The sequence below is a fragment of the Caulobacter sp. DWP3-1-3b2 genome (assembly GCF_049896325.1).
Classification (GTDB): Bacteria; Pseudomonadota; Alphaproteobacteria; order Caulobacterales; family Caulobacteraceae; genus Caulobacter.
Genome location: NZ_JAFCUB010000004.1, coordinates 136,766 through 159,524, shown reverse-complemented (window position 1 = coordinate 159,524; position 22,759 = coordinate 136,766). Strand labels below are relative to the sequence as shown.

The following is a 22,759-nucleotide window of genomic DNA, read 5'->3' as shown; positions in this document are numbered from 1 at the left end:
GCGCCGGGCATGGCCCAGCGCGCGCCTCAGGTCAACGCGCTTGCGGCTTGTCGTTGTCTTGCGAGGAGGCGATCAGGGCGGCGATGCGGTCGGTCGAATCGGCGGCCTGGTTGATCATGTCCAGCGGCGAGCTGGCGCGGACCGAGGCGGCGACCTGGTTGGCGGCCGACTTGGCCAGCGAGACGGCGGCGTTCTGGGCCAAGGCCAGTTTCGAGGTGGCGGCGGCGATCGTGGTGGCCTGGGCGTTCTGGTAAATGAAGCCGTGGGTCGGATAGACGGTGGTGCCCAGATCTCGAATCGGGTCGTACCAGACCTTCACGGCGCTCCAGTCGCCGGCTGGCGAGACGTCGACCACGGTGACGTCTTTTTCGACTTGGCCGCGGCCGCCGTCGATGATCGACCAGTTGGCGTGGGTCACCTGGATCACCCGGTCGGTCAGCACCTGGCTGACGAAGGCGACGTGGCCAAGGTTCATGCGGGCGGTGGGCTTGAAACAGAGAACGGCGCCGGAGCGGGGCATGAAGCCGGTGTCGTACTTGCCGACCGCCTGGGTCCACCAGGTGCGGGCGTCGCCAAAGATTTGGATGCCCGACATCAGACGCGCGAACGGGACGCACTGCCAATACCCGTCAGCCTGCGCGCCGGTCATCGGCACAAGGCTGATCATGGCGGCCGCGGCCAGGGAACCCCAGAAGGTTCTCGTCCGTTTCGTCATGCTTTGGGTGCTCCCCCGCGTCACTGAGCCAAGGGATAACCCTGACAGACAGATATGAAAAGTCTGTTTATCCGGCGCTAATCGTGGCAGGGCGTCGCGACCGCCAGCCTCGCGCCCAAGCTTTCATGCGTTCGCGGGCCGGTTTCTCGATGAGGTGATACGACATCGCCGACAGCGGGACCAGCGCCAGAACAATCGCCAGCCAAGCATAGAGGGGCAGTTGCTCGCCCTCGATCTTCAAAAGCCTGGCCGCTGCATTGCCCGCCAGGATCTTCCAGGGGATGCAGATCATGTAGGTCGAGTAGCTGATCTCGCCCAAGTACACGAGCGGGGCTTGGGTCGCAAAGCGTGACCCTGCGGCGGCCATGCCCGCGAGGGTGACGATCAGCCCCCCCAGGGTCATGACGATGATCTGGTCCGGGGCGCCGAAATGCACGGCCAGAAGCACGGCGGCGCCCGCGAAACAGGCAGCCAGCCCTGAGAATCGTCCGGTCACGGCGCCGGAGCGCCACAGGGCGTGCAGGGCGCAGCCATAGGCGAAGCACGGCACGATGCGCAGGAACCCCCAGCGGATGGTGGCCTCGGTCAGCGGAGAGCCGGCCAGGGCCTGGAAGGCCGGATAGAGCGCGGCGATCAGGGCCAGGGCCAGGCAAACGGCGACCCGCGGCCGATCCCGCAGCCGCCAGGCGGCCAGGGCGAAGATCGGGAAACTGAGATAGGCGAACCACTCGGCCGAGATCGACCAGGACGGATGGTTCCAGCCGGCCAACGGCGCGAAGCCCCAGGCCTGGACCAGCAGCAGATTGGCGGGCAGGGCGCTCCAGGCCAGCATGTTGTGATCGACGGCGATGCCGGCCAGGCCGGCGGCGGCAGCCATCAGACCCACGCCGACCAGGGTAACCAGATGCAGCGGATAGACCCGCGCCATCCGGTTCCAAAGGAAGTCGCCATAGCGGAACGTTCCCGCGCCGAAGCCCTGCAGATAGACGTGGCAGAGGATGAAGCCCGACAGGGTGAAGAAGGCCTCGACGCCCAGATAACCCTTGCCAATAATCGCCGGCGGGAGGGCCGCCGAGAGGTTTGGCCAGTAGTGATACATCACCACCCAGAAGGCCGCGAAGAACCGAAGGGCCGTCAGGGGCTTGATATTGGCGGCGTCGGGCATCATCTCGACTCTTGGTTTGGCGAAGCCTGGGGGCTTCCGTCGCGTCCCTTGCATGGACGGCGCCTCTTGTGGGGGAGGCGCAGACGCGTTTTCCACACCGAAGTTAGAACGGTACGATGAACGAACTCCTTGACCTCGCCGCAGATCCGGCCGCCTGGGCCGCCCTGGTCACCCTGATCGTCATGGAGGTCGTGCTCGGCATCGACAACCTGGTGTTCATCTCGATCCTGTCCAACAAGTTGCCCGAGGCCGACCGTGGCCGGGTGCGCAAGATCGGCATCTCTATGGCCCTGATCATGCGGCTGGTCCTGCTGTCGACCATCGCCTTCATCGTCGGCCTGGTTCACCCGGTGATCGACCTGGGGATCGTCGGACCGCTGAACGCCCATGGCGAACCCAGCTTCGAGACCGCCTTCTCGTGGCGCGACCTGATCCTGCTGGCCGGCGGCCTGTTCCTGATCTGGAAGGCCACGAAGGAAATCCACCACAGCGTCGATCCGGCCAAGGACGAGTCCGCGCCCGACGTGAAGACGGCGGCGATCTCCAATGTCGGCGGCGCGATCTTCCAGATCATCCTGCTGGACATCGTGTTTTCGATCGACTCGATCCTGACCGCCGTGGGCATGACCGATCACCTGCCGATCATGATCATCGCCGTGGTCGTGGCCGTGGGCCTGATGATGGTGGCCGCCGACCCGCTGGGCAATTTCATCAACAACAATCCCACCGTGGTCATGCTGGCCCTGGGCTTCCTGCTGATGATCGGCGCCGTGCTGATCGCCGAGGGCTTCGGCGTCCATGTGCCCAAGGGTTACATCTACGCGGCCATGGCCTTCTCGGGCGGGGTCGAGGGGCTGAACATGATGTCGCGCAAGAAGGGCGGCGGAAAGGGCCACTAGAGCATTTCCCGACCTGACTGCGTGAGGCCGTGAGCTCTAATCTTTTGTTTTGACGCATTTTTCTTCACGCGAACCAGAACCGCTTCGCTCGAAAAATGCTCTAGCCCCCGTCTTGGCTGGGAACATCTCGGCTGGGGACAGGCCCATGCGCCTGTCCCCAATCCTGCCCGGACCCGCACTTGCGCCCCGGATCTCTACAAGAAGCTGTACGGATCCACGTCGAACACCACCCGCACCGAGTTCGGGACCTTGGCCCGCGCCCGCCAGGCCGCCAGAAAGCCCTGCAGGTCCACTGAGCGATCCGCCCGGACCAGGAACCGCTTGCGTCGCCGGCCGCGCACCAGGGCCAGGGGCGCGTCGGCGGGGCCAAACACCTCCACCCCTTCGGCATTGGGCGTCGCCGCCGCCAGGGCTTGGCAATAGGCTTCCAGGGCGGCGGCGTCCGGCCCCGAGGCGATCACCGCCGCCAGGCGGCCGAACGGCGGCAGGCCGGCCTCCTGGCGCATGGCCATCTCGGCCTCGACGAAGGCGTCGCGGTCCTGGGCCTTCAGGGCCTGCAGCACGCCATGCTCCGGCGCGTAGGTCTGGAGAAGCGCCCGACCGGGCTTCTCGTGGCGGCCCGCCCGCCCGGCCGCCTGGGCCAGCAGTTGGAACGTCCGTTCCCCGGCCCTCAGGTCGCCGCCGCGCAGGGACAGGTCGGCGTCGACCACGCCCACCAGGGTGAGGTTGGGAAAGTTGTGACCCTTGGCGGCGGCCTGGGTGGCCACGAGAATGTCGATATCGCCCGCCGCCATGGTCTCGACCAGCGCCCGCGCCCCGGCCGCGTCGAACACCGTGTCGGACGAGAACACCGCCACCCGCGCGTCGGGCCACAGGTGGCGCGCCTCCTCCTCCACCCGCTCGACGCCCGGACCGATCGACACCAGGCTGTCCTTGGCATGGCAGTGGGGGCAGGCCTCGGGCTTCTTCATCGAGAAGCCGGTCAGGTGGCAGACCAGGCGGCCGGTATAGCGATGCTCGACCAGCCAGCTGTCGGTGTCGGGCGACTTCATCTTCTCGCCGCAAGCCCGGCACAAAACGAGTGGCGCATAGCCCCGGCGATTGAGGAACAGCAAGGATTGCTCGCCGCGCGACAGGGCCAGCGACACCGCCTTGACCAGCGGCGGCGACAGCCAGCGGCCGGGCTCCGGCGGGGTCTCGCGCATGTCGATCAGGTCAATGTCCGGAAGTTGCGCCGCGCCGTGGCGGGCGCTGAGGCGCAGCCAGCGATAGCGACCCTGCTGGGCGTTCCACAGGCTCTCCAGTGACGGCGTCGCCGAGGCCAGCACCACCAGCGCCCCCTCGATCTTGGCGCGGGCCACGGCCAGGTCGCGGGCCTGGTAGATGAAGCCCTCTTCCTGCTTGAACGAGCCGTCGTGCTCCTCGTCGACGATCACCAGGCGCAGGCTTTTGAACGGCAGGAACAGGGCCGAGCGGGCCCCGACCACGATCCGCGCCTGGCCGGTGGCCACGCCCTCCCAGGCCCGTCGGCGCCTGGGCGGCGAGACGCCCGAGTGCCACTCGACCGGCGCGACGCCGAACCGCTGCTCGAAGCGGGCGATCACCGCCTGGGTCAGGGCGATCTCGGGCAGCAGGATCAGCACCTGGCTCTGCGGGTCGGCGGCCAAGGCGGCGGCGACGGCCTCCAGATAGACCTCGGTCTTGCCCGAGCCCGTTACCCCGTCCAGCAGGGCCGCCTGGAAGCCGCCGGCCGCCAGCATCTGGGCCAGTACGTCGGCCGAGGCCTGCTGGCTGGGATTGAGGGTCTGGGCCGGCAGGGAGAGGTCGGGCTGGGGAAAGCTTTGGTCGGGCTCTATCCAGGTCACGGCCAGCGCGCCCTCGTCGACCAGCCCCTTGACCACGCCGGTCGAGACGCCCGCCGCCGTGGCCAGGGCGCCCGAAGCGATAGGGCCAGCCTGGGCGGCGGCCAGCACCTTCAGCCGGGCGGGCGTCATGCGCGCGGGCTGTGTTCCGGTCAACACCAGGGCCTTGTCGGGCTTGGCGGCGGGATGGCGCAGGCCGCGCAGGGCCATGGCCAGGGGCCAGGCTGGGATATCGACCGAATAGCGCGCCGCCCAGTCGATGAAGGTCAGTACGCCGGGCGGCAGGGGCGGGTCGTCCACCCGCTCCAGAACCGGCTTGAGCGGCCGGTTCTGACCGGCGCCGTCGCGCATGGCGGTGACCACGCCGCGAATCACTCTTGGACCCAACGGAACGGTCACATGGTCGCCGACCACCAGCCCCAGGCCCTCCGGCTCGGCATAGTCGAAGGCCTCGGGCAGCGGCATGGGCAGCAGGACGGAGGCGATGCGGGGCATGGGACCTGACATGGGCGGAGTTCGGGTTCTGCCTTGGAAACGTTCCCAGGTCGAGACGGCGCGTCGTCGCCCATAAGCGGCTGTTAACCGAACCTGGGGCTTCATCAGGGTTGTCCCCGCCTGCCCAGCATATGGGGACTCAGTGTGGATGGAGTAGAGCGACCATGACCGACGCGACCCAGGCGATGTCGCCTCATCCCGTCCACGCCGACGCCGTCCGCGACTTCCTGCGCGCCGAGCCCGACTTTCTGCATCGGGATCCCGACCTGCTCAGCGACCTGGGCCTTCGCGCCGACGCCAGCAATGTCGTCGATTTCGGACCCCTGGCCCTGGCCCGCGCCGCCGCCGCCCATCAGCGCGAGGCGGGGGTCCGCCGCGAGATCGAGGCCACGGCCCGCGCCAATTTCTCGGCCCAGGCCCAGACCCACGCGGCGGTGATCGACCTGCTTGACGCGCGCAACCATTCCGATCTCGCCCGGCGCGTCGACGACATGGCCGCCCTGCGCTTTGGCCTGGCCGCCGGCGTGGTGGTGCTGGAAGGCCCTGGCCGCGTGCCGGCCGGCTGGCACGCCCTGATCGACGGCCAGATCGACATGATCATGGGCGACCACGGCGTCGCCCGCATGGGCTTCCACGCCCCGGCCCTGGGCCTGTTCGGCGACCGCCTCGACACCATCAAGAGCATGGCCCTTGTCCGCCTGGCCGTCTGGGAGCCGTCACGCCAAGGCCTGCTGGCTTTCGGCTCGGCCGACCCCGACGGCTTCTCCGCCGACATGGGAACCGAGCTGGTCTCGTTCCTGGCCCGCGTCGTCGAACGCACGGCCGAGCGTTGGCCGGTGCTGTGAGTCCTCTTCTCCTCCCCCGTAAAACGGGGGAGGTGGACGCGGAGTGGACGGAGGGGGCGTTCCCGCCGCCGCAACGCGCCCTCCGTCACGATGCGTATTCGCATCGCGCCACCTCCCCCGCTGCGCGAGGGAGGAAGTGACCCCCCCCAACACCGCCCGCGCCGCCCTGGCCGCCTGGCTCGAGCACCTGGCCCACGAGCGCCGCGCCTCGCCGCGCACGGTGCGGGCCTATGGCGACAACGTGACAGCCTATCTGAATTTCATGGAGCGCCATCGCGGCGAGGCCCAGTCGGTCGCCGACCTCGGCGCGGTCACCGCCGCCGAGCTGCGGGCCTATCTGGCCTTTCGACGCGGCGGTTCCCTCTCTCAAGACGGGGAGGGCCTCTCCTCCCGCTCGCTGTCGCAGAGCCTGTCGTCGATCCGCGCCTTCCACCGCTATCTCGACCACCGGCTGGACACCCCCAACGCCGCCATTGGCCTGGTGCGCGGGCCGCGTATTAAGGTCGGGGCTCCGCGCCCCGTGACCGAGGACCAGGCTCATGGCCTGATCGCCGAGCTCGGCCTCGACCCCGACCGCGACGATTGGGAGGTCGTCCGCGACCAGGCGGTGCTGACCCTGCTGTGGGGCTGCGGCCTGCGGATTTCCGAGGCCCTGTCTCTGCTGCGCAAGGACGCGCCGCTGGCCGAGATACTGCGGATCACCGGCAAGGGCGGCAAGACCCGCATCGTGCCGGTGCTCGACGCCGTGCGGGCCGGGATCGAAGCCTATGTCGCCGTCCTGCCCTTCGCCCTGACGCCCGACGAACCGCTATTTCGCGCCAAGCGGGGCGGGCCGCTGTCGTCGCGCCACGTCCAGGCCACGATGCAGACGTTGCGCGGCCGTCTGGGCCTCTCGGACCGCGCCACCCCGCACGCCCTGCGCCACTCCTTCGCCACCCACCTGCTGGGAGCCGGCGCCGACCTGCGCTCGATCCAGGACCTGCTGGGCCACGCCTCGCTCTCGACCACCCAACGCTACACCCAGGTCGACGCCGCCGGCCTGCTGGCCGCCTATGGCAAGGCCCACCCGCGGGCCTGAGTGGCGGCGATGTGACATTCCGTCACGCGAGCTCGCCCACAGCGCTGCTATTAACCGCGTTTTTACGGCGTTCAGCGCTTGTAGGTTCAAGACCGGAAATCGTCCTCCTTCTCGGACGCGCCCGGACATGGGGTTTGTGATGAAGTTCGACGATCTGAAGATTTCGACCAAGGTGGCCCTGCCGGCCGTCATCCTGACCGTGGTGGCGCTGTCCATCACCGGCGTGGGCGCCTGGCAGGCCAAGAAATCCGAAGCCGCCACCAGGGTGCTGGTCGAGCAGCGCGCGCCGGCCGAGTTGGAAGCCGCGCGGTTCAACCGCCGCATCACCGGTATCGGATATGCGGCCTATCGCACCGTTTCCAATAGCGGGGCCTCGGCCGAAGCCAAGGAGGCCAGCGGCGAGATCGACAAGGCCTATAAAGACGCCAAGGACAACCTGGCCAACATCAAGAAAGCCGATCCCTCGAGCACCAAGGCGGTCGCTGGCTTTCAAACCCGCCTGGACGCCATCTATTCCAGCGCCCGCCAAGGAGCCGACCTGGGTCTTCAGGACGCCAATGACGCCGCAAAGATGGTGATGGGGGTCATCGATCCCGACATCGCCAGCCTCAACAAGGACGTCACCGCCTTCAATAACCACCACAATGACGATACCAAGGCGATGGTGGCCAAGGCCGCCAAGGCGTCGGCCGCGGGTTCGCTGGCGAGCATCCTGTTCGGCGTGATCGCCTCGGCCGCCGCCATGATCTTCGCCCTGTGGATCGGCCGCTCGAAGATCTCGGCCCCGCTGACCAACCTGTCGCGCACCATGGAAGTTCTCGCCCAGGGCAGCGTCGATGTCGAAGTCGTCGGCGCCCAGCGCAAGGACGAGGTCGGCGGCATGGCCCGTTCGGTCCAGGTGTTCAAGGACAACGCCCTGGCCCTGCGCACCGCAGAGGCCGCGCAGCAGCGCGTCAGCGCCGAGACGGAAGCCGAACGTCAGCGCAACCAGGAAGCCGCCGAGATCGCCGCCCGCGAACAGGCCTTTGTCATGGAAAACATCGCCACCGGCCTGACCCGCCTGGCGGAAGGCGACCTGACCTATCGCGTCGACGCCCAGTTCCCGCCGGCCTATCAGCGCCTGCAGAGCGATTTCAACGGCGCCATCACCCAGATGGAAGAGGCGATGCGCACCATCGTTCAGGCCGCCAATAGCATCGGCTCTGGCTCCGACGAGATCGCCTCGGCCGCCGACGACCTGTCGCGCCGCAGCGAGCAGCAGGCCGCCAGCCTGGAAGAAACCGCCGCCGCCCTGGACGAGATCACCGCCACGGTGAAGCGCTCGTCGGCCGGCGCCGTCGAGGCCTCGCGCGTCGTCACCTCGACCCGTTCCGACGCCGAACGCTCGTCGGTGGTGGTGCGCGGCGCCGTCGACGCCATGAACCAGATCGAGAAGTCGTCGCAGTCGATCAGCCAGATCATCGGCGTCATCGACGAGATCGCCTTCCAGACCAACCTGCTGGCCCTGAACGCCGGCGTCGAAGCCGCCCGGGCCGGTGACGCGGGCCGCGGCTTCGCGGTCGTCGCCCAGGAAGTTCGCGCCCTGGCCCAACGCTCGGCCGACGCCGCCAAGGAGATCAAGACCCTGATCTCGTCCTCGACCCAACAGGTCGCCTCCGGCGTCAACCTGGTCGGCCAGACCGGCGAGGCCCTGCAGGCCATCGTCGGCAAGGTCAGCGAGATCGACGCCCTGGTGAGCGAGATCGCCGCCGGCGGCGCCGAGCAGGCCACCGGCCTCAACGAGGTCAACGCCGCTGTCAATCAGATGGACCAGACCGTCCAGCAGAACGCCGCCATGGTCGAGCAGTCGACGGCGGCCAGCCACGCCCTGAAGGGCGAGGCCAACAGCCTGATGCAGATGATCGGCCGTTTCCAGGTCAGCGGCGCCCAGGTGTCCCGCACCACCACCACGCGCCGCGCCGCCCCGCCCACCCAGGTGACCCGCGCCCCGGCCCGTCCGGTGCTGTCGCCGGCCTCCTCGGCCAGCCGTCCGGGCGCCAATCCGGTCCGCGCCGCCCAGGCCAAGGTCGCCGCATTCGCCGGCTCGGCCCAGCCGTCCTCGGACGATTGGGAAGAATTCTAGGGTTCAGTAAGCGTACCGCCCTCGCGTGACTGAGGGCGTCTCCTCCCCCCGAGGACTTTTAGGAAGGCCCCGCCGGTTCGCCCCGGCGGGGCTTTTTGTTTCGGGGAGATCGGGCTGTATGAAGCCTCGTTAGGTCGCGCCGAGGTGCCAGGGGTTGAGCAGGGCAACACCCGTGGCGACGAAATCCGCTGTATTCCGAGTGACCACGACCATGCCGTGGACAAGGGCCGTCGCCGCGATCAGCGCATTCCGTTCGGCCCTGGGATCGGGCACATGCGGGCTCGCGCAGCGCCTCGCCACGGCCGTGTCGATCGCCAGGACGCGGTCCTTGAACTCCACCAGAACCTGGTCATTGAGCCAAGCCCGAAGCGCCGCGCCCTGCCTGGAGTCCCGGCGTTCGATTTGCAGGACGCCGGTCTCAAGCTCCAAGATCGTGAGCGCCGAGATGTAGAGCGTCGCGGCGTCCGCCTGATCGGCCCATGCGACAACCTCCTCATTTGCCCTGCCATGCCGGGCCTTGCGCAACTCGGAGACGACGTTGGTGTCGAGGATGAACATCAGTCGAGATCGGCGGGCCCAACGCCAATCATCACGCGAGGGGGCTCGAGCTCCGTCTGCGCTTCATCGGCCATCGCGAGGGCGTCGGCAATGCTACGCGGGGCGCCGGCTAGCCGCCGATAGTCTTCGATGCTGAGCAGAACATGACGCGGCTGCCCCCGATCAGTGATGAACACCGGGCCGTTCGTAGCGGCCTTTTTGGCGCCGCTGGCGTCTTGGTTGAACTCACGGCTCGATAAGGTAGTGATCGGCATTGGCTCGCCCGAGGGTCGTTGTAGTGACGTTACTACAATTTGACCCTCGGGACGACGGGCTCTCCCGCACCGCCCCTAGAGCAAGCCGCGCGATATAGGAATCGCACGGCTTGCTCTAGACTCTTGTTTTCGCATCGCTTTTGCGGAAAACCGGTGGCCACTTTTCCGCGATGCTCTAGGCTAGACGAATATAAGGCGGGACGCCGTACCGGAGCCTCGCTCGTTCGGCGACCGACGGCGCTCGCCTAAGCCTGCGTCACCCAGCCCTCGACGCCCATGGCCGCCTGGCGCAGGGCTTCGGAGCGGGTGGGGTGGGGGTGGCAGGTGCGGGCCACGTCTTCCGACGACCCACCAAACTCCATGGCCAGGCAATATTCGGCGATCATGTCGCCGACGCTCGGACCCACCATGTGGGCGCCGAGGATGCGGTCGGTCTTGGCGTCAGCCAGCACCTTCACGAAGCCCTCGGTCTCGTGGTTGATCTTGGCCCGGCTGTTGGCCAGGAACGGAAACTTGCCGACCTTGTAGGCGACGCCCGCGGCCTTCAGTTCGTCCTCGGTCTGACCCACGGTGGCGACCTCAGGCTTGGTGTAGATGACGCCCGGGATGATGCCGTAGTTCACGTGACCCGCCTTGCCGGCGATCAGCTCCATGCAGGCGATGGCCTCGTCCTCGGCCTTGTGAGCCAGCATCGGGCCGCTGGTGACGTCACCGACCACCCAGACGCCCGGCGCCGAGGTCTTGAAATGGTCGTTGGCGATCACGCCGCGCTTGTCGGGCGTAATGCCCACCGTCTCCAGGCCCAGGCCTTGGGTAAACGGACGGCGGCCAATGGCCACCAGCACATAGTCGGCCTGCAGGGTCTCGGCCAGGCCGCCGGCGGCGGGCTCGACGGTGACCTGCACCTGCTTGTCGGTCGAGGTCGCGCCGGTGATCTTCGAGCCCAGCTTGAACTTGAAACCCTGCTTGGTGAGGATCTTCTGGAAGGCGGTGGCCACTTCGGTGTCGGTGCCCGGAATGATGCGGTCCAGATATTCGACCACGGTGACCTCGGCGCCCAGGCGCTTCCACACCGAGCCCAGCTCCAGCCCGATGACGCCGGCGCCCACGACGATCAGGCTCTTGGGCACTTCCGGGAGGCTGAGCGCGCCGGTCGAGTCGACGATCCGTTTGTTGTCGATGGTCACGCCCGGCAGCGGGGTGGGCTCCGAGCCCGTGGCGATGACGATGTTCTTGGCCTCGAGCACGGTCTCGCTGCCGTCCTCGGCCTTGACGACCACCTTGCCCAAACCTTCAGGAGTGTGTCCGTCGATGCGGCCCCAGCCCTTGATATAGTCGACCTTGTTCTTCTTCATCAGGAACTCGACGCCCTTGGTCAGGGCTTCGACGCTCTCGGCCTTCTGGGCCATCATCTGCTGCAGGTTCAGCTTGGGCTTCACCTCGATCCCCAGCTTGGCGAACTCGCCATTGGTCGCGGCGTCGAACATTTCCGAAGCGTGCAGCAGCGCCTTGGACGGCATGCAGCCGACGTTCAGGCAGGTGCCGCCCAGCTTGCCGCGACCTTCGACGATGGCGGTCTTCAGACCCAGTTGCCCGGCGCGGATCGCGCCGTTGTAGCCGCCGGGGCCGCCCCCGATGATGACGACGTCGTACTGAGCCATGGATCTTCGCCTTGAGACGCGCCGCGAATGGCGCCGGACAAGAAATGGGGCCTGCCCCCCGGTTTCCCAAGGGGCGGCGGGCGCGCGTACTTCCTAGCGCCTTCGTCCCAAGGATCAACCCACAGAGCGCTAAAGGCTCAGTTTGCTCGTGTCTTGCTCAAGTCCACCCAGGCGATCAGCAGGCCGACGACCGCCATCACGGCGATGATCGTCAGGTTCGACTGGCGCTGGCCGGGCGGGAAGGTGGCGTCATAGACCGGTCCCTGCATCCACAGCCAGCCCAGGGCGTCGCCGACATAGGCGATGGCGAACACCAGCCAGGCCCGCCCCTTGGCCAGGGCCAGCCGCCAGGCGGCGACGAAGTAGAGGATGACCACCGCGCACAGCAGGATCACGCGCGGCCAGGACAGGGTGTCCATCAGGGCTTCGTGCGACTTGACGATGTCGGTCAGGACCAGCAGGCGAAGTTTGTAGAGTAGGGTGAAGGTGGCCGGCACGGCGACCATGAGGGCGTACAACGCCACGGCTGCGGCCAATAGCCAGCGTAGATATTTCATCGCGACCTCCCCAGGCTTTCGGGGAGGCTAGACCCATGAGCGGGTCTGTGAAAGTCACCACGTGGCGTGATGACCTAGAGGTCCACCACCTCGCACTTCAACCGCTGGCGGATCTCGTCGGCCACGATGGCGCGGTGACAGCAGCGGGCGTCGTCCTCGTAACAGAGCAGGGCGATGCGTTTGCGTCCCGCCAGGTCGATCGCCTCGCCCAGGGCGACCTGGGCCGACGGCTCGGCCAGATGGGCGTGGAAGATCTCGCGCATCTCGTCGGTCCGCCCCGCCCGCGCCGCGTCGCGTCCGGCCTTGGGCGTGCCCAGCGGGCGCAGGTGCACGTAGTCGATGCCCTCGGCCTTGAGGCTGTTACCCAGCAGGGTCTTGGAGAACCCCGCCTTGCGCGACGAGGCCACGGCCCGCACGTCGACGACCGTCTCGACCCCGGCCGCCTTGAGCCGGGCGATCATCCCGGCCTGGGTGTCAGTCTGGTAGCCGATGGTCGCGAGGCGATTTTTCATGGCGGGCTCCATGGACGAGGCAACGCGGCGAGCCTAGTTTAGGCTCCAGTGGCCGCAACGGGAGCTTTTCGCCATGGACGCGGCCGTGTTTCGGGATCCCCGACGACGTTTCATCCCGATCGACAGCCGGGCCGGGGCTGGCGAGATGGCGGTGCTGGAGTTCGGTCCGGCCGATCGCCCGGTCGACGTGGTCTTCGTCCACGCCAACGGCTTCAACGCCCAGACCTACCGCGCCCTGCTGGCGCCGCTGTCGGCGGGCCTGCGGGTGATGGCGGTCGACCAGCGCGGACACGGCTCCAGCCGGCTGGCCGCCGATCCCGCTCGTCGTCGAAACTGGCTGGACCTGCGCGACGACCTGCTGGCCCTGCTGGTGGTGCTCGACCAGGCGCCGGTGGTGCTGGCCGGCCATTCGATGGGCGGCACCGTCAGCCTGCTGACGGCCGCCGAGGCGCCCAAGGCGGTCAGCGGTCTGGTGCTGCTCGACCCCGTGATCATGCCGCGGCTCCTGGCGCTCTACGCCCACCTGCCGTGGACCTCGGGCGCGCTGTGGAAGCGCATGCCGATGGTCCAAGGCGCCCTGCGCCGGCGGGCAGTGTTCGACAATCGCGAGACCGCGTTCAGCGCCTATCGCGGCCGCGGCGCCTTCAAGACCTGGCCCGAGGCCATGCTGACCGACTATGTCGGCGGCGGCTTCAAGGATCGCGACGACGGCGCGGTCGAACTGGCCTGCGCCCCGGCCTGGGAGGCCTCCAACTACAGCGCCCAGGCGCACGATCCCTGGCGAGCAATGGCGCGGCTGCGCTGCCAAGCGCGGATCCTGCGGGCTGAGCGGGGCTCGACCTGCCGGGTCGGCGACCCCGAACGGCTGGCGCGGCGCTATCCGAAGGTGTCGGTCGAGACCGTGGAAGGCGCGAGCCACTTCCTGCCGATGGAACGGCCCGACCTGGTGCGGGAAGCGATCTTCGAGATGGCGACCTAGTTTTTAAAACCCCTCTGGAAGAGGGTCTCAGAAATCACAGCGCCAGCCCCTCGACAGACTTCTCACCCAGCGCCGCGCGCGCCGCGTCCGAAATCGCCACCACCTTGCGCGCGTCGAGGTCGAAGGCGATCGCCACCGCCTCGGAGGTCCCCCAGGGGCGGCCCGTCGTCGGGTCGAGCATCCAGTGGACCACCCGCATGGCGGCGCCCGTCGTGCCGACCAGGCCCGAACGGATCTCTACCCGGTCGCCCGCCCGGGGCCAGGCCAGCTGGGCGATGCGGTATTCCAGCACGGCCCCGCCGACCTGGGCGGGTGGAGATTCGGCGTGTTCGACCACCGTGTCGCGGAAAGGGCCGATGAAGCTGCCGATGCCGTCCGACACGCGGCCGATGAATTGCTCGGCGCGCATGCGTCCGAACACGTCGCAATCGGTGGCGGCCAGGGCGCCCAGGCTGATGCGTTGCAGGCCCAGGGCGTCTGCGCGCGCCAGGCTGGCGGTGGTCTCGATCGGCCCCAGCTCCAGGCTGCGGGCCCGGGCCATCTCCGGAACCTCGACCTTCAGGACCCGCGCGCGTTCCCGGGTCACCGACGGCCACGGGAAGGCCTCGCCCTCGCGCGGTGTGACATGGGCGACCGTGGTCTGGAACGTGGCGGCGAGCTGGCCTGTGGCGGTGTGGATCAACAGTTGCAACAGCCGAGCCTCGGTGTCGGTGATCTCGATCACCCCGCCCAGCATATGCAGGGTCGCGCCGGCATGGGCCTCGCGCAGGAAGCGGATGTGCTGCTCGCGAACCAAGATCGTGGCGTTGGCATAGGGCGAAAAGGCGTGGGGCAGGGCTAGCTCGGCCGCGAGTCCCGCCAGGCCCTCCATGGCCCGCGCGACGTAGAAGCGCACGTTCATGTGCCCCATCTCGTCGCAGTCCCAGGTATTGACCCCGCCGCGCCAGATCTCGACGCCGGGGTAGGCGGCCTCTTGGGTCGTCATGGTGGGGAGTCTCGGCGATGGAACGGTTGGCTGGACCCTAGCGGGGTTCGCGGCCTATTCGCAATCAGGACGGACGGCGCCGTGGATTGGACGGGGACACAAACTCATCCCACGGCCTTGGCCAACCTGGCGCGGGCGGCGGAATGAGTGTGTGTCCCCAAACCCATCCGCCGAGGCTGAAAGTCTAACCCCGACAATCCCCGCATAGCCCGTGCGCTTCGATCGTCACCGCCGTCAGGGCGTAGCCCGCGCTCGCCCCGGCGGCGATGATCTCGGCGCTAGCCCTGGGCTCGATCTCTCGGGTGGCGCCGCAACAGTCGCAGATCAGGAACGCGGCGGCGTGGCCGTCAGCCTCCTTGCGGCAGGCGACATAGGCGTTGAGGCTCTCGATGCGGTGGGCGAAACCCTGTTTCTCAAGGAAGTCCAGGGCCCGATAGACGGTCGGCGGCTTCGCAGGTGGACCATCAATGGCGTAGCTGGCGATCAGGTCATAGGCCTTCACCGGCTGACCGGCCTGGAGCAGAAGTTCCAGCACCCGGCGGCGCGGCGCGGTCAGTCGCTGGTCGGCCGTCGCGCAGCGCGCCTCGGCGGCGGCGAGTTCCGCCGCCAGGCCGTCGCCGGCGACGCCGTGGTTATGATGATCGTGGTCGCAAGCGGCGTGGGCCATGGGGCGAGAGGTAGAGGTCTGGGACGTTGGACGCAACTCCCCCCACCGATCCCACAGGGGAAGAACCTTTTCCGCCGGGGCCGGGACCTTGGAGGAGTCGAGCGAATTTCCAGCCTGAATACTCAACCCATTTCCGCCTCCCCGGCCTTGGTCGGGAAGACGGATGTTGGGGTGTCACCCAGAGCTGAAACCAAAACTATTTCGCGAACAGCTTCTGCCACCGGGGCTTTTCGCGGCCCTTCCAGGCCTCGCGGTGATAGGCGTCCGAGGCGATCAGCGGCACCACGGTGGTGGCTTCGGCGAACACCATCTGCTCATAGGTGGTGTTGACCTTGCCCCAGGAGGCGGCCTCCTTCAGCGTCGAGGACGAGCAGGCGCCGTCGCGCACGTCGGCCACGGTGATCTGGATGGCGTACTTGTGCATCTCGGCCTCGACGCCGAGGATCTCGGCGCAGACCACGGTGTCCTGGGCGAAATTCTTGGGCACGCCGCCGCCGACCATGAACAGGCCGGTGGTGCCAGCCGCGATCTTGATATCCGTCAGTTCGCGGAAGTCCGCCACCGCGTCGATCATCAGATAGGGCTGCTTGGCCGCGATGCGTTCCTTCTGGTGCTTGACCAGGCCAAACCCGGCCGAGCTGTCGACGAAGGCCGGGCAGAAGATCGGCACGCCTTCCTCATAGGCGGTCTGGATCAGCGAGCCGGGCTTCTTGGCGTTGCCCTCACTGAGCCACTTGCCCATTTCCCAGATGAATTCCCGCGAGGAATAGGCGCGCGGCTCAAGGCGATTGCAGATCTCCAGGATCGTGTGGTCGCAGTTCTGGAGCTCTTCCTCGTCGATATAGGTGTCGTAGATGCGGTCGATATAGTTGTCGCGCAGCACGTTGTCGTCGACCGGGCCGGCGGCCTGGTAGTGCTTGAAGCCCAGGGCCTCGAAGAAATCCATGTCGACGATCGAGGCGCCGGTGGCGACCACGGCGTCAATCATGCCGTTCTTCACCATGTCGCGATAGACGTGCATGCAGCCGCCGGCCGAGGTGGAACCGGCCAGGATCAGCCATGGCGAGCAGTCGCGGTCGGCCAGGGCCATGTTGAAGATGTCGGCGGCGCGGGCGGTGTCGCGGCTGGAGAAGCTCATCTTGCGCATGGCGTCGATGATCGGGCGCGCGTCGAAGCTGGCGATGTCGATGTGCTCGACGACGTTCTGGAGTAGCTCGGCCTTGGTGTTGTTCGGAACGGGAGCGTTCATCGCTTCGGTTTCCCTGACTTTGGACGCCCGTCGTTAGAAGTGGCCATCCACCGGGACGGAGCGACCGGTGGGGGCGATAGCATTGGCGCGGACGGACAAACGTCCGGCGAGCGGGTGGGGTTCTAATCTGTTATCGCCAGACACCCAACCCCGTTTTCCCTGCGAAGGCCGCGACCCAGATTCATCCAGAGAGGCTCTGGGCTTCACCTGGGCCCGGCCGGAGTTTGCCCTGAGGCGCGCGCTACGCGCGACCTGAGGGCCGGGGAGACGGCGTTAGAGCTCGAGCAACAAAGCTCAGGGCGGGTTTAGGACAAAACCGCGACGGATCAGCGACGACGGCGCTTCTTGCCCGCCGCGCCCTTGGGCCGCGAGAAGCGGACGATCTTGCGTTCCTCGGCCTCGGGCCGGGGCGTGGGGATCGAGCGCTTGGCCAGGCCGTACATCGAGGCCATCGGCGCGTCCTGCACCTCGACGGTGTCGATCTCGCCAAAGCCGTTGAAGCGGGTCGACATCGCCACGCCGTAAGCGCCCAGCATGCCGATCTCGATATAGTCGCCCTCGTCGATGCTGTCGGGCAGGTAGAAGGGGCCCGGCATGTGGTCGACGCTGTCGCAGGTGGGGCCGTAGAAGCGGAAGGGGCGCAAGGCCTCCTCCGCCGCCTCGGCGCCGTCCCTGCGGTAGGGCTTGACCGGAAAGGGCCACTTCATGTGCGCCGCGTCGAACAGCGAGCCGTAGGAGCCGTCGTTCAGATAGAGCGCGTCGCCCTTCTTCAGCTCGACCTTGACCAGCAGGGACGAGGCCTCGGCCACCAGGGCCCGACCGGGTTCGCACCACAGCTTCGTGGTCTCGTGGACCATCATGTCGTTGAAGCCGCGGTCGATGGCGGCCAGATATTCCGACATGTCGGGCGGCACCATGCCCGGGTAGATCGAGGGAAAACCGCCGCCCACGTCGACGACATCGGCCAGCACGCCGGCGCGAACCAAAGCCCGCGAGGCCTGGGCCATCGCCGCCTGGTAGGCGGTGGGACGCATGCACTGGCTGCCGACATGGAAGGAAACGCCCATCAGGTCCTGGGTCGCGCGGCGGGCGGCAAGCAGCAGTTCGGGGGCATTGTGCGGCTCGACGCCGAACTTGCCCGACAGGCTATAGGCCGCACCCTCGGCCTGCACGCCCATGCGGACGATCAGGTTGAGGTCCTTGGCGTTGCCCGTCGCGTCCTGGATCTTGGCCAGCTCTTCATGGGTGTCGAACGAGAAGGTTCGCACGCCGTGATCGAAATAGGCGGCCGAGATCGCCACGCGGCTTTTCACCGGGTGCATGAAGGCCATGCGCGAGCCTGGGGCGTGTTCGCCCACCAGCTCGATCTCGTTGAGCGAGGCCACGTCGAACGAGCGGACGCCGGCCTCCACGAGCTCGCGGAGAACCCACGGCGAAGGATTGGCCTTCACCGCGTAAAAGACGTCGCCCTTGAATTCAGCCTGGAACCAGCGCGCCGCTACGGACACCGCGTCGGGTCGCACGAGTGCGACGGGACGTTCCGGTGACCGCTCACGGACCAGGTCCAGGGGGTTATGGTACGTGTGCAATTCACGTAGACCCCTGCAAAAGTTAAACCCAGGCCGGCGTTAGCAGCGCTTATGAGGACTTCGGGTCCGCCGGAGGGAGCGAAATAGGGTCATCGCTCCTTGATGTAAAGAGTGTTTCGGAGGCGGGGGTTCCGGCCGTTGGCAGGTGAATTGTTCCACGGGCCGTCACAAATCCATTGCGTCCGTGCCCCAAACCGACGAACGCACTTCCCTGCGCCAGAAACCCCGTTAAGGATTCGCCCCGACCATGATGTCGGAACCCGTTCTCTCGATCCGCGCCGCCTCCAAGACCTTCGGGTCGCGCAGGGCGCTGGACGCCGTTTCGCTCGACGTGAGTCGCGGCGAGATGATCGCGCTCATCGGTCCGTCGGGTTCGGGCAAATCGACGCTTTTGCGCTCGATCGACGGGTTGCAGACGGTGGATGCCCCTCTGGACGGCAAGGAGGGCGAGGGCGTGATCACCGCGTTCGGCGGCCCGGTGCAGGCCAAGGGACGGGTCAGCGACCAGGTCCGCAAGGCCCGGGTTCGCATCGGCTTCATCGCCCAGCAGTTCAATCTGGTCGGACGCCTCTCGTTATTTACCAATGTCGCCCTGGGCTCGCTGGGGCGGATTGGTCCGGTGCGCGGTTTCTTCGGCGCCTGGCCGGCCGAGACGCGGCTGGCGGCCATGGCGGCCCTGCACCGGGTCGGCGTCGCCGACTATGCCGCCCAGCGCGCCAACACCCTGTCGGGCGGCCAGCAGCAGCGCGGCGCCATCGCCCGGGCCCTGGTCCAGAAGGCCAAGATCATCCTCGCCGACGAGCCGGTCGCCTCGCTCGATCCCGTCTCGGCCCGTAAGGTCATGGAGATCCTCCGTGATCTGAACAAGTCCGATGGCCTGACCGTCGTGGTCACCCTGCACCAGGTCGATTACGCCCTGCGCTATTGCGACCGCGTGGTGGCGCTGAAGGCCGGCCAAAAGGTCTATGACGGCCCGACCGACGGTCTTGACCGCGCCAAACTCATCGACATTTACGGCCCGGAATTCGAGGACGTATTCTGGGAAGGAGCTCCGCAATGATCCGCTGCCGCACTGGTATGGCCGGCCTCGCCGCCGCTGTCGCCACCCTGGCCCTGGCCGGCTGCGCGCCGAAATCCGAGGTCCCCAAGGTCAAGGACACCATCACCTTCTCGATCCTGTCCACCGAGTCGGCCCAGAACATGGAGGGCTACTGGAAGCCCATCCTGGCCGACATGGAGACGTCGACCGGCATGAAGGTGAAGCCGTTCTTCTCGTCCAACTATTCGTCGCTGATCGTCGCCATGGGCGCCAAACAGACCGACGTCGGCTGGTTCTCCAACCAGTCGGGCCTGGAGGCCGTGCGCCGCTCGAACGGCGAGGTCTTCGCCCGCACCTTCGACCCGTCGGGCGTCGACGGCTACAAGTCGGTGATCATCGTGCCGGCCGACAGCAATCTCACCGTCGAGGGGCTGCTTAAATGCGACAAGACCCTGAACTTCGGGATCGGCGACAAGAAATCGACCTCGGGCACCCTGGCCCCGATGACCTATCTGTTCATCCCGGCCAACAAGAAGCCCGAGACCTGTTTCAAGACCGTGCTCAGCGCCAGCCATGACGCCAATCTGTTCGCGGTGGCCAATCACAAGCTGGACGCCTCAACAAACAACTCCACCGCGCTGGGCCTCAACCGCCTGGCCAAGGGCGGCGCCCAGGCCAACAAGGTCAAGGTGATCTGGGAGTCACCCACCTTGCCGGAAGACCCCATCGTCTGGCGCAAGGACCTCGACCCAGTGATCAAGGAAAAGCTGCGTCAGTTTTTCCTGACCTATGGCCAGGGCGACACTCCGGCCGCGGCCCAGCAACGCGCCAATCTCAAGCGCCTTAGCATGGGCGGCTTCAAGGCCGCCGATGACAGCCACTTGCTTGTGGTGCGCGAAATGGAAGCCCTGGAAAACGTCGGCCTGGCCCGCGAAGCCGGCGATCCCGCCAAGCTGGCGGCCGCCGAGAAGACGCTGGCAGGCATCAAGGCCGAGCGCGTGATCGCCGACGGCAAGGCCGGCGTCTCCGCCCCGGCCAACTGATCGCCAATGTCGAGCACCGCGATGAGCGCCGTTCCCCCGCCGCCGAGCAAGCCGATCTCGGCGCGGGCCTTCGACGTCCTGCTGTGGGGCGGCGTCATCGCCTTGCTGGTGATCAGTTTCAAGCCGGCCGAAATCGACAAGTTCCCGCAACTCTTCATCGAAGCCGGCAAGATGCAGGAGTTCGGGCGTGGCTTCTTCTCGCCGTTCGTTGATCGCCAGGCGTTTCTGGCCGCCGACTGGCCCCTCTATATCGGCAAGATGTGGCAGACCATCCAGATGGCGCTGTGGGGCACGGCCCTGGCGATCATCGTCGCCATCCCGCTCGGTTTGCTGGGCGCGCGCAACATCAGCCCATGGTGGATCCAGCAGCCTGTCCGCCGCCTGCTCGACATCATCCGCTCGTTGCCCGACCTGGTGGTGGCGCTGATCTTCATCACCGCCGTGGGCCTTGGTCCCTTCGCGGGCGTCATGGCCCTGATGTTCAATACCGGCGGCGTGCTGGCCAAGCTGTTCGCCGAGGCGGTCGAGTCGATCGACAAGGGCCCGGTCGAGGGCGTGCGCGCCACCGGAGCGGGCAAGCTGCAGGAAGTGGTCTGGGGGGTGATCCCGCAGGTCGCGCCGCTGTGGACCAGCTATGCGCTCTACCGCTTCGAGTCCTCCAGCCGTTCGGCGACGGTCCTGGGGCTGATCGGCGCCGGGGGTGTCGGCCAGGTGCTGCTGGATTCGATCAACGGCTTCCAGTACGACCAGACCGGCTGCATCGTCCTGGTCATCGTGGTGGCCGTATCCTTGATCGACCTGCTGTCGCAGATCATCCGCACACGGCTGCTGTAGGCTTCCTCTATATCCTTTCATCCCGACAAAAGTCGGGACCCAGCTGGAATGGCTTTGGAGCTTACGCCAGGCGCTCTGAGTCCTTCCAATCATCCACACCGCTATGGGATCTGGGTCCCGGCATTCGCCGGGATGAGCGGAATTTGGAGGGCGGGGCGACCAGAAAACCCGCCCGTGAACGGACGATGCCGCGTCCGATCCTGTGGCCCTCTGGCAACAGTTAACACCTTGAAAAGCCGTGTCACGCAGCTGTCATCAAAGGGTGGCGGAACCGTCACGGGTCCCCCGTAAAGCGCTCCTACCTGATCCGGACCAACGGACAGGGGGCAAAGCCTAAGGGGATTTCTCACATGCGGATCAAGACCTCGCTGGTCAGTGGCGCGGCGCTGGGCGCCATGCTCGCCTGCGGCCTCGGCGTCGCGGCTCACGCGCAAGACACCACGGTCGCCTGGAAGGGCGCGCCGCAATGGACCAATGACGACGTCTATTTCAAGGTCCGCGGTCGGATCCTGCTCGACGGCGTGTTCCAGGACGTCAATCGCAACGGCGCGGCCACCGACTACAAGACCAGCAACATTCGCGGTCGCCAGGTGTTCCTCGGCGTCGAAGGCAAGCTGAACAACGCCATCGCCTACAAGGCCGAAGGCGGCGCGGTGAACGGCGGCGGCTGGTCCTGGGACGACGTGGTCATCGAGCTCAAGCCGACCGAGTTCAGCTCGATCCTGTTTGGTAACATCAAGGCCGCCGGCCTCGAAAACCTGACCTCCACCCGTTTCACCACCTTCATGGACCGCGGTCCCTATGGTGACTTCGGCGTCGACAGCTACCTGCTCAGCGTCGTCGGCAAGGTCAATGGTCCCAACTGGAGCGTCACCGGCGCCGTCCAGGGCGACAGCATCAACAACGCTGACATCAATAACACCGCCGCCAGCCTGACCACCAACCAGAACTCCAACGAGCGTCTGGGCTTCACCCTTCGCGGCCATTACGCCCCGATCCTGACCGACACCGACAAGGTCCACCTGGCCCTGTCGGCCCGCAGCCGCAACCACGGCAACGAAGCCGCCTTCGCCTATCAAGGCCGCACCGACACCAACTACGGCAACTCGGGCCGTTACTACAGCACGGGCGCGATCGGCGACTCCGACCAGACCTTCGCCGCCGAAGGCGCCTGGATCCATAACAACCTGTCGATCCAGAGCGAATTCTCGGACATCAAGGTCAAGCGCCTGGCCACGGTGGCTCCGGGTTCGAACGCGGACATCAAGGTCGGCTACGCCTTCGTCAGCTTCTGGCCGACGGGCGAGACCCGCAACTACGATCCGGCCGCTGGCGAAATGAAGCGTCCGAAGATCCTCAACCCGATCACCGCTGGCGGCTTCGGCGGCGTGGAACTGGGCCTGCGCTACGACTATGCCGACCTGAACGACGCTTACGACACCGCTTCGACCGCCGCCGGTCGGACCCTGTCGCAAGACGCCGGCAAGTACACCGCCTGGACCCTGGGCGTGAACTACTACCCGACCGCCTATGTGCGCTTCATGGCCAACTACACCGACGGCTCGGTTGACCCCGTCGTCGTCGGCCGCGGCTCGGACATCAAGCAACTGCAGTTCCGCGCCCAGCTGGACTTCTAAGACCGACGGGCCGG

The 22,759-nt window shown here is 67.0% G+C and carries 21 protein-coding genes; 9 read left to right on the top strand and 12 right to left on the bottom strand.

The features are described from left to right. Positions 1–31: 31 nt before the first annotated feature. Positions 32–715, bottom strand: a complete 684-nt coding sequence (locus ACP7AG_RS04590) for a CHAP domain-containing protein (RefSeq protein WP_426010939.1) — start codon at positions 713–715, stop codon at positions 32–34. Between the two features lie 67 nt (positions 716–782). Then, positions 783–1,880 (bottom strand): acyltransferase family protein, encoded by a 1,098-nt coding sequence (locus ACP7AG_RS04585; RefSeq protein WP_426029988.1) that lies wholly within the window; start codon positions 1,878–1,880, stop codon positions 783–785. 116 nt (positions 1,881–1,996) lie between these two features. Between ACP7AG_RS04585 and ACP7AG_RS04580 the strand changes: the two genes are divergently transcribed. Beyond that, positions 1,997–2,779 (top strand): TerC family protein, encoded by a 783-nt coding sequence (locus ACP7AG_RS04580; protein ID WP_426010941.1) that lies wholly within the window; start codon positions 1,997–1,999, stop codon positions 2,777–2,779. A 194-nt stretch (positions 2,780–2,973) separates the two neighbouring features. On the opposite strand, the gene ACP7AG_RS04575 is transcribed toward ACP7AG_RS04580, so the two are convergent. After that, the gene (locus ACP7AG_RS04575; protein ID WP_426011299.1) at positions 2,974–5,136 is read right to left on the bottom strand and encodes a primosomal protein N'; all 2,163 of its coding nucleotides are present in this window, start codon (positions 5,134–5,136) and stop codon (positions 2,974–2,976) included. A 164-nt stretch (positions 5,137–5,300) separates the two neighbouring features. Between ACP7AG_RS04575 and ACP7AG_RS04570 the strand changes: the two genes are divergently transcribed. The 3 genes from ACP7AG_RS04570 to ACP7AG_RS04560 all read left to right on the top strand — a co-directional run bounded on the left by ACP7AG_RS04570 (position 5,301) and on the right by ACP7AG_RS04560 (position 9,181). Beyond that, positions 5,301–5,981 carry a DUF484 family protein gene (locus tag ACP7AG_RS04570; protein WP_426010942.1) on the top strand — a complete coding sequence of 227 codons (681 nt, stop codon included), beginning with the start codon at positions 5,301–5,303 and terminating at the stop codon, positions 5,979–5,981. Between the two features lie 136 nt (positions 5,982–6,117). Further along, on the top strand, positions 6,118–7,059 hold the full coding sequence (locus tag ACP7AG_RS04565; RefSeq protein ID WP_426029930.1) for a tyrosine recombinase XerC: 942 nt from the start codon (positions 6,118–6,120) through the stop codon (positions 7,057–7,059). A 139-nt stretch (positions 7,060–7,198) separates the two neighbouring features. Beyond that, positions 7,199–9,181 carry a methyl-accepting chemotaxis protein gene (locus ACP7AG_RS04560; protein ID WP_426029929.1) on the top strand — a complete coding sequence of 661 codons (1,983 nt, stop codon included), beginning with the start codon at positions 7,199–7,201 and terminating at the stop codon, positions 9,179–9,181. 129 nt (positions 9,182–9,310) lie between these two features. Here ACP7AG_RS04560 and ACP7AG_RS04555 read toward each other — a convergent pair whose 3' ends face one another. The 5 genes from ACP7AG_RS04555 to ACP7AG_RS04535 form a co-directional block, all read right to left on the bottom strand. Then, positions 9,311–9,739 carry a type II toxin-antitoxin system VapC family toxin gene (locus tag ACP7AG_RS04555; protein WP_426029928.1) on the bottom strand — a complete coding sequence of 143 codons (429 nt, stop codon included), beginning with the start codon at positions 9,737–9,739 and terminating at the stop codon, positions 9,311–9,313. Then, positions 9,739–9,993 carry a type II toxin-antitoxin system Phd/YefM family antitoxin gene (locus ACP7AG_RS04550; RefSeq protein WP_426029927.1) on the bottom strand — a complete coding sequence of 85 codons (255 nt, stop codon included), beginning with the start codon at positions 9,991–9,993 and terminating at the stop codon, positions 9,739–9,741. The genes ACP7AG_RS04555 and ACP7AG_RS04550 overlap by 1 nt, the downstream gene beginning before the upstream one ends. Before the next feature lie 245 nt (positions 9,994–10,238). Beyond that, positions 10,239–11,654 (bottom strand): dihydrolipoyl dehydrogenase, encoded by a 1,416-nt coding sequence (gene lpdA, locus ACP7AG_RS04545; RefSeq protein ID WP_426029926.1) that lies wholly within the window; start codon positions 11,652–11,654, stop codon positions 10,239–10,241. 137 nt (positions 11,655–11,791) lie between these two features. Continuing rightward, complete coding sequence (locus tag ACP7AG_RS04540; protein ID WP_426010951.1) at positions 11,792–12,211, bottom strand: hypothetical protein; 420 nt, start codon at positions 12,209–12,211, stop codon at positions 11,792–11,794. Positions 12,212–12,285: 74 nt separating this feature from the next. Beyond that, positions 12,286–12,723 carry a DUF488 family protein gene (locus ACP7AG_RS04535; RefSeq protein WP_426010953.1) on the bottom strand — a complete coding sequence of 146 codons (438 nt, stop codon included), beginning with the start codon at positions 12,721–12,723 and terminating at the stop codon, positions 12,286–12,288. 73 nt (positions 12,724–12,796) lie between these two features. Here ACP7AG_RS04535 and ACP7AG_RS04530 point away from each other — a divergent pair, with 73 nt between their 5' ends. Continuing rightward, the gene (locus ACP7AG_RS04530) at positions 12,797–13,702 is read left to right on the top strand and encodes an alpha/beta fold hydrolase (protein ID WP_426010954.1); all 906 of its coding nucleotides are present in this window, start codon (positions 12,797–12,799) and stop codon (positions 13,700–13,702) included. 34 nt (positions 13,703–13,736) lie between these two features. Here ACP7AG_RS04530 and ACP7AG_RS04525 read toward each other — a convergent pair whose 3' ends face one another. The 4 genes from ACP7AG_RS04525 to ACP7AG_RS04510 all read right to left on the bottom strand — a co-directional run bounded on the left by ACP7AG_RS04525 (position 13,737) and on the right by ACP7AG_RS04510 (position 18,192). Next, the gene (locus tag ACP7AG_RS04525; RefSeq protein WP_426029925.1) at positions 13,737–14,687 is read right to left on the bottom strand and encodes a thioesterase family protein; all 951 of its coding nucleotides are present in this window, start codon (positions 14,685–14,687) and stop codon (positions 13,737–13,739) included. Between the two features lie 184 nt (positions 14,688–14,871). Next, the gene (locus ACP7AG_RS04520) at positions 14,872–15,354 is read right to left on the bottom strand and encodes a transcriptional repressor (protein ID WP_426029924.1); all 483 of its coding nucleotides are present in this window, start codon (positions 15,352–15,354) and stop codon (positions 14,872–14,874) included. 196 nt (positions 15,355–15,550) lie between these two features. After that, positions 15,551–16,603 carry a 1,9-bis(guanidino)-5-aza-nonane synthase gene (locus ACP7AG_RS04515; RefSeq protein ID WP_426029923.1) on the bottom strand — a complete coding sequence of 351 codons (1,053 nt, stop codon included), beginning with the start codon at positions 16,601–16,603 and terminating at the stop codon, positions 15,551–15,553. A gap of 326 nt (positions 16,604–16,929) precedes the next feature. Continuing rightward, positions 16,930–18,192 (bottom strand): type III PLP-dependent enzyme, encoded by a 1,263-nt coding sequence (locus ACP7AG_RS04510; protein WP_426010961.1) that lies wholly within the window; start codon positions 18,190–18,192, stop codon positions 16,930–16,932. Between the two features lie 247 nt (positions 18,193–18,439). Here ACP7AG_RS04510 and phnC point away from each other — a divergent pair, with 247 nt between their 5' ends. From phnC to ACP7AG_RS04490, 4 genes are all read left to right on the top strand, one after another. After that, a complete protein-coding gene (gene phnC, locus ACP7AG_RS04505) occupies positions 18,440–19,252 on the top strand; it encodes a phosphonate ABC transporter ATP-binding protein (RefSeq protein WP_426029922.1) in 813 nt (270 codons plus the stop codon). A 17-nt stretch (positions 19,253–19,269) separates the two neighbouring features. Beyond that, positions 19,270–20,274, top strand: coding sequence for a phosphate/phosphite/phosphonate ABC transporter substrate-binding protein (phnD, locus tag ACP7AG_RS04500; protein WP_426029987.1), 1,005 nt, complete (start codon positions 19,270–19,272; stop codon positions 20,272–20,274). 6 nt (positions 20,275–20,280) lie between these two features. After that, entirely contained in the window at positions 20,281–21,108 is an 828-nt protein-coding gene (gene phnE, locus ACP7AG_RS04495) for a phosphonate ABC transporter, permease protein PhnE (RefSeq protein ID WP_426029921.1), read from the top strand. 350 nt (positions 21,109–21,458) lie between these two features. Then, positions 21,459–22,745 (top strand): OprO/OprP family phosphate-selective porin, encoded by a 1,287-nt coding sequence (locus ACP7AG_RS04490; protein ID WP_426010966.1) that lies wholly within the window; start codon positions 21,459–21,461, stop codon positions 22,743–22,745. Positions 22,746–22,759: the final 14 nt, after the last annotated feature.